The organism is Rhodococcus sp. P4_B6, assembly GCF_056402215.1.
In genome coordinates this window covers 1-5986 of record NZ_JBFUHV010000305.1, presented here as the reverse complement: position 1 = coordinate 5986, position 5986 = coordinate 1, and the positions used below count along the sequence as shown (strand labels likewise).

General features: G+C 66.9%; 5 protein-coding genes, 1 tRNA gene and 2 pseudogenes. 4 read left to right on the top strand and 4 right to left on the bottom strand.

The window, feature by feature from the left end; genetic code table 11:
• Positions 1–231: pseudogene (locus AC1DWT_RS49140) on the top strand (IS110 family transposase); the annotation flags it as partial.
• A gap of 25 nt (positions 232–256) precedes the next feature.
• On the opposite strand, the gene AC1DWT_RS49135 reads toward AC1DWT_RS49140, so the two are convergent.
• A complete protein-coding gene (locus AC1DWT_RS49135; protein ID WP_005248498.1) occupies positions 257–724 on the bottom strand; it encodes a GatB/YqeY domain-containing protein in 468 nt (155 codons plus the stop codon).
• Positions 725–791: 67 nt separating this feature from the next.
• On the opposite strand from AC1DWT_RS49135, the gene AC1DWT_RS49130 reads away from it, so the two are divergent.
• The 3 genes from AC1DWT_RS49130 to AC1DWT_RS49120 all read left to right on the top strand — a co-directional run bounded on the left by AC1DWT_RS49130 (position 792) and on the right by AC1DWT_RS49120 (position 3027).
• Positions 792–1763 carry a metallophosphoesterase gene (locus AC1DWT_RS49130; RefSeq protein WP_072938076.1) on the top strand — a complete coding sequence of 324 codons (972 nt, stop codon included), beginning with the start codon at positions 792–794 and terminating at the stop codon, positions 1761–1763.
• Between the two features lie 54 nt (positions 1764–1817).
• Positions 1818–1891 (top strand) — tRNA-Pro (locus tag AC1DWT_RS49125).
• A gap of 128 nt (positions 1892–2019) precedes the next feature.
• The gene (locus AC1DWT_RS49120; RefSeq protein WP_095862952.1) at positions 2020–3027 is read left to right on the top strand and encodes an ABC transporter substrate-binding protein; all 1008 of its coding nucleotides are present in this window, start codon (positions 2020–2022) and stop codon (positions 3025–3027) included.
• A 17-nt stretch (positions 3028–3044) separates the two neighbouring features.
• On the opposite strand, the gene AC1DWT_RS49115 is transcribed toward AC1DWT_RS49120, so the two are convergent.
• The 3 genes and pseudogenes from AC1DWT_RS49115 to AC1DWT_RS49105 form a co-directional block, all read right to left on the bottom strand.
• Positions 3045–3848: a metal-dependent hydrolase gene (locus AC1DWT_RS49115; RefSeq protein WP_477926053.1), complete on the bottom strand. Its 804-nt coding sequence runs from the start codon at positions 3846–3848 to the stop codon at positions 3045–3047.
• Between the two features lie 289 nt (positions 3849–4137).
• The gene (locus AC1DWT_RS49110) at positions 4138–5607 is read right to left on the bottom strand and encodes a catalase (protein ID WP_095862951.1); all 1470 of its coding nucleotides are present in this window, start codon (positions 5605–5607) and stop codon (positions 4138–4140) included.
• 10 nt (positions 5608–5617) lie between these two features.
• A pseudogene (locus tag AC1DWT_RS49105) lies at positions 5618–5736 on the bottom strand (zinc ribbon domain-containing protein); the annotation flags it as partial.
• Between the last annotated feature and the right edge of the window lie 250 nt (positions 5737–5986).

The following is a 5986-nucleotide window of genomic DNA, read 5'->3' as shown; positions in this document are numbered from 1 at the left end:
GTCCGGGCAGACGACCCCGGTACCGCCTCAACCGGGGCGGTGACCGGCAAGCCAACCGGGCACTGCACGTGATCGTGCTCTCCAGACTCCAAGTACGACGACCGCACCCGCGCCTACCGGGACAAACGACTCGCCCCAAAGCAAAAGCCCAAACGCGACATCATCCGCTGCCTCAAGCGAGCCGTCGCCCGAGAAATCTTCGCCCTCCTCAACCCCGCAAACCCGGGTTGACACTCATAGGAGCATCACGTGGGGGTCAGAGGCGGGACTTCACCGCGTGCGAGAGCCGCGAACCGTCCGCCTTGCCGCCCGCAAGCGCGCCGGCGGCCTTCATGACCTGACCCATCTGACGCATGCCGGGACGCTCACCGATCTCCTCGGCCACCTGGGCGATGGCGGTGTCCACGACGTCGACGAGTTCGGCGTCGGTCAGCGGCGTCGGCAGATACTCGTCGATGATCTGCGCCTCGGCCCGCTCCTGCGCTGCCAGCTCACCCCGACCGTTCTCGGTGTAGATCTCGGCGGACTCGCCGCGCTTCTTCGACTCCTTCGCGAGGACCTTCAGCACCTCGTCGTCGGTGAGTTCGCGGGCTTCCTTGCCGGAAACCTCTTCGGTCTGCACGGCGGCCATCAGCATGCGGATCGTGGCGGTGCGCAGCGAATCCTTGGCCTTCATGGCGGCCGTCATGTCGGAGCGCAGTCTTGCTTTCAGTGAATCTGGCATGGGCGAAACGCTACGCGCCCCGATTTGTCCACTGCATCTCGATTGCGCTCATCAGTATCCTGGAAGAGTGTCTGACGAGTTCCGCACCAACCTGACCCGCGCCGCCCTGGGTACGGCGGGTGCCGCCGCCCTCGGCATCGGCTACGCCTCGCTCATCGAGCGCAATGCGTTCGCGCTGCGTGAGGTCACGATGCCGGTGCTCGAACCCGGGTCGTCGACGCTCCGTGTGCTGCACATCAGCGACCTGCACATGATGCCCGGACAGCGGCTGAAACAGAACTGGCTGCGGGAACTCGACAACCTCGACCCCGACCTCGTCGTGAACACCGGCGACAACCTGTCGCACCAGCGGGCGGTGCCCGCCGTGGTCCAGGCGCTGGGGAATCTGCTCGCCCGCCCCGGACTGTTCGTGTTCGGCAGCAACGACTACTTCGCGCCGAAACCGAAGAACCCGTTCGAGTACTTCCGCAAGGATCGCAAGCGCATCCTCGGCGAGCCGCTGCCGTGGGGCGACCTGCGGGCCGCGTTCACCGAACGCGGCTGGTTCGACGTCACGCACGTGCGCCGCGACCTCGAGGTGTCGGGGGTCCGGATCGCGTCGGCCGGGGTCGACGATCCGCACCTCCAGCGCGACCGGTACGACACCATCGCCGGTCCGCCCAATCCGCTGGCCGATCTCCGGCTGGGCATCACCCACTCGCCCGAGCCGCGGGTTCTCGATCGGTTCGCGGACGACGGGTACGACCTGGTGCTGGCCGGCCACACGCACGGCGGTCAGCTGTGCCTGCCGTTCTACGGCGCACTCGTCACCAACTGCGACATCGACCGCTCACGGGTGAAGGGGCCGTCCAAGTGGGGGGCGCACACCCAGCTGCACGTGTCCGCCGGGATCGGGACGTCGCCGTGGGCGCCGGCCCGCTTCTGCTGCCGCCCCGAGGCGACGCTCCTGACGTTGGTCCCGGCTCAGCGCGGCGGCTCGGACTCCGACACCGCGCGGGCTCGCGCCGAGTCGTCGGAGAGCACCGTTTTACGCAATTGACCAGGGGATTTAATGGTGACTGGTTGGGTAATGTAAGCTAGCCGAGGTTCAACACGGGGTGTGGCGCAGCTTGGTAGCGCGCTTCGTTCGGGACGAAGAGGTCGTGGGTTCAAATCCCGCCACCCCGACAGTGTGAGACACCGAGAAGAGGCCTCGACCGGTTCGCCGGTCGAGGCCTCTTCTGCGTGGTGGGGACGTTTTCCGGTTGCCCGGACCCCGCGGCCACCGCTCCGAAACCTCAGGCTAGCCTCACCTCATGTCATCGAGGCTCTACGTACGCGCCGGGCTGGTCGCCCTGGCCAGCGTCTTTCTCGCCGCCTGCGGCACCACCGACACCGGTTCGACCGCCGGCAACACCGACGTCGCCACCGGCGGCCGCCAGTTCGCCACGGCGGACGCCGAGACCGCCAAACTCGGCACCGATGCCGAACCCGGCGTCTTCCCCCGGACCATCACCCACGCGCTCGGGGAAACCGTCATCGAGAAGAAGCCCGAGCGGGTGATCGTCCTCGACGGCGGCGAGCTGGACGACGTGCTCTCCCTGGGAATCACGCCCGTCGGACTGGCCAGCCCAGAGAGCGCCGCCGGACAGCCGTCCTACCTGGCCGACAAGCTCGCCGGAGTCCCGGACGTCGGGACCACCAACAACCTGAACCTCGAGGCGATCTCCGCGCTCCAGCCCGATCTGATCCTCGGCAGCAAGCTGCGCGCCGACAAGCTGTACCCGCAGCTGTCGTCGATCGCACCGACCGTATTCGGCATCCGCCCCGGCTTCCCGTGGAAGGAGAACTTCCTGCTCGTCGCGGACGCCCTCGGCGAGGAGACCAAGGCGGAGGACGTGCTCAACGCCTACCAGACTCGCGCGGACGAGGTCCGGGAGTCCATCACCGGCGAGCCGACGATCTCGCTGGTCCGGTTCATGTCCGGCAAGATCCGCCTCTACGGCAACCTGTCGTTCATCGGTGTCATCCTGCAGGACGTCGGGCTCCCGCGCCCCACGGTGCAGAACATCGACGAACTCGCCGTCGAGGTGAGCCAGGAGACGATCGGCGAAGCGGACGCCGACCGGATCTTCTACTCCAGCTACGGCGCACCCGAGACCACCGACGAGTCGACCGTGGTCGGCGGCCCGCTGTGGAATCAGATGCAGGCAGTGAAGGACGGCAAGTCCGTGCACGTCAGCGACGAGACCTGGTTCCTCGCGCTCGGACCGACCGGGGCGATGCTCGTCCTCGACGACCTCGAGAAGATGCTCGCCGCCTGAGTTCCCGAATCCCCGAGTCACTTCGGCGCGGGCACGAACGCGTCGTAGATTGCCTGCGGCGCACCGTCGATGGCCCAGATGACCATGAGTCCGACGGCCACCGTCWGGGCGGGCCCGAGCACGACCTTCTCGAAGGGCCCGCCCGCCCGGATGGACAGGAACGACGGGAGCCGGAACTCCCACCACCGTTCCTTGCCGAGCGTGAGGAACGGCGCAAGAAAGGGGACGCCCTCCTTGGTGATGGCGTCCCCAAGACAGTGGGTTGCGCAGCCGAGGGCCACCGCGACGCCGAGCCCGGTGGAACCGGCCTCGGTGGGATACGACTGCCAGGTGAGCGCGGACAGCACCGCGGCGACCGCCGAAACCGCCAGCCAGCCTTTTTCTTTGGCCAGCTCACCGGCCAGCCCGCGCAGGGCCAGGCCGAGGCAGACGAACAGCGTCGCGATGATGGCGGGCTTGCCGAACTGGACGACGAGCGCGGACACTCCGGCCCCGATGCCGGCCGCAAACAGGGCGGTGTGGGTGAGCGTGCGGTGCCCACCCCGCCGCTTGCCGTCCCGTTTGCCCTTGGTGATCGTGTAGAAACCCAGCGACACCGCATCGACACCCTTCGCGACGACGCTGCTGACCGGACCGAACGAACGCGACACCGTCGACTGGCTCGTGTCGAGGTCCGGGAGCAGCGCCGCCCCGGCGCACACCGCCGCGAACGTGAGGGTCTCGGCGGTGGACGTGGGCCCACCCCAGTCGAGCGGCAGCAGATCTGCCACCGCCAGACCGACGGCCGCACCGGACATTGCGTGGGTGGGACCCATCACCATGGAAGACAGCACCTTTCGACCCCGACTCGGGACACGGTCATCCGAGCCGGTGTCCTGACACCGCTCAACCTAGCAACAACATCCGACACACCCGTCACACACCTGTGAGTACTTGTTAACCGCCGGCGGTTAAGAAGTACTCACGGGCGCGAAGCGCATGGGGGATGATGGAATCGTGCGGTGCGTGCAGCCGGGCGAAGGAGGGTCGTCGTGGAAACTGTGGTGGTATTCGTTCTCGCGTTGCTGATCTATTGGTGGGGCCTGCTCTGAGCGTGCCCCACCAACGACATCAGTTCCCGGTCTGTCCTTCCCGGACACCGATTTCCACTCGCTTGCCCAGGTCGGGGTCGACGCTCTTCCAGTAGTCGAACACCCGCAGCAGAACCGGTTCGCTGACACCGCCGAGTGCGTGACCGACGATGTTGTTCACCAGGCGGTCGCGTTCGTCGTCGCTCAGGACCTCGCGGACGAGGGTGCCCGCCTGCGTGAAATCGCCGTCCTCGGCGTGCTCGACGTAACCGGCGCGCACCGACTCACCGTCGAACGCCCAGAGGCCTTCGTCGCCCGCGAGCGACGCGTCGGCGTGCGGGCCGCCGTACGAGTTCGGCGCGTACACCGGGGTCTCGGGTGAATTGGTGGCGTACCGCATCGCGCCGTCCTGCGAGTACGCGTTCACCTGGTTCTTCGGGGCGTTGACCGGCAGTTGCGCGTAGTTGGCGCCGATGCGGTACCGGTGCGCGTCCGCGTAGGAGAAGACCCGCCCGAGCAGCATCTTGTCGGGTGAGAAACCGATTCCCGGAACGACATTCGACGGTTCGAACGACGCCTGCTCGATCTGGGCGAAGAAGTTGTCGGGGTTCCGGTTGAGGGTCCACTTGCCGACCTCGATCAGCGGGTAGTCCTTCTGCGACCACACCTTCGTGAGGTCGAACGGGTTGAACCGGTAGCCCTCGGCCTCGTCGACGGGCATGACCTGGACCTTCAGCGTCCAGCTGGGGAACTCGCCGCGGGCGATCGTGTCGTACAGGTCGGCGCGGTGATGGTCGGGGTCGGTGCCCGCGAGGGTGTCGGCCTCGTCCTGGGTGAGAAACTCGATGCCCTGGTCGGTCTTGAAGTGGTACTTCACCCAGAACCGCTCGCCGTCGGCGTTGACCCACTGGTACGTGTGCGAGCCGAAGCCGTCCATGTGCCGCCACGTCTTCGGGATGCCGCGGTCACCCATCAGCCACGTCACCTGGTGTGCGGACTCGGGCCGCAGCGTCCAGAAGTCCCACTGCATGTTGTGGTCGCGCAGACCGGATCCGGGCAGCCGCTTCTGCGAGTGGATGAAGTCGGGGAACTTGATCGGGTCCTTGATGAAGAAGACGGGCGTGTTGTTGCCGACGAGGTCGTAGTTGCCGTCCTCGGTGTAGAACTTCACGGCGAATCCGCGCGGGTCGCGCCAGGTGTCGGGGCTGCCCTGCTCACCTGCGACCGTGGAGAAGCGCACCAGCGATTCGGTCTTCGCGCCGGGCTGGAACAGCGTGGCCTTCGTGTACCGGCTCACGTCGTGGGTGACGACCAGTTCGCCGAACGCGCCGGCGCCCTTGGCGTGGACGACGCGCTCCGGGACGCGCTCGCGGTTGAACTGCGCGAGCTTCTCGACGAGGTAGTGGTCGTGCAACAGGATGGGACCCTGCGGCCCGGCGGTGAGCGACTCGTTGTCGCTGGCGACGGGAATCCCGGCGTTGGTGGTGGTCGCGCGCTGTGTTTCAGGCATGGCAAAGCGTCTACGTAGATCTCATACTGTCTGCCACTTGCGTGGCGGCGTGGGAGATGGACGTGTGTCACGGCTACCCGCATCACCGTGAGGTGGTGCGGGTTTGACCGTGTCCCACACCGACGCTTGTGGTCCCTGCGTGTCAGGCTGAGTTGAGTCCAACGGTTCACAGCAACCCCGCCTGCAGGGCGAGATACGGATCAACCCGACAATGACAATTTCCAGCCTGGCCGTAGCCGGGGACAATGGTCACATGGAGTCTTCCCACCCACGTTCCGACGGACCACGCCGACGCTCATTCGCCCCGGCGGACAAGCTCGCGCACCTGGCCGCCTACGAGCAGGCCTGCCAGACGAACGAAGGCGGCGCCTACCTGCGC

Bases quoted from the DNA above. Each gene is read 5' to 3' on its own strand.
- AC1DWT_RS49135 (WP_005248498.1), bottom strand. From the start codon at position 724: ATGCCAGATTCACTGAAAGCAAGACTGCGCTCCGACATGACGGCCGCC.
- AC1DWT_RS49120 (WP_095862952.1), top strand. From the start codon at position 2,020: ATGTCATCGAGGCTCTACGTACGCGCCGGGCTGGTCGCCCTGGCCAGC.
- AC1DWT_RS49110 (WP_095862951.1), bottom strand. From the start codon at position 5,607: ATGCCTGAAACACAGCGCGCGACCACCACCAACGCCGGGATTCCCGTC.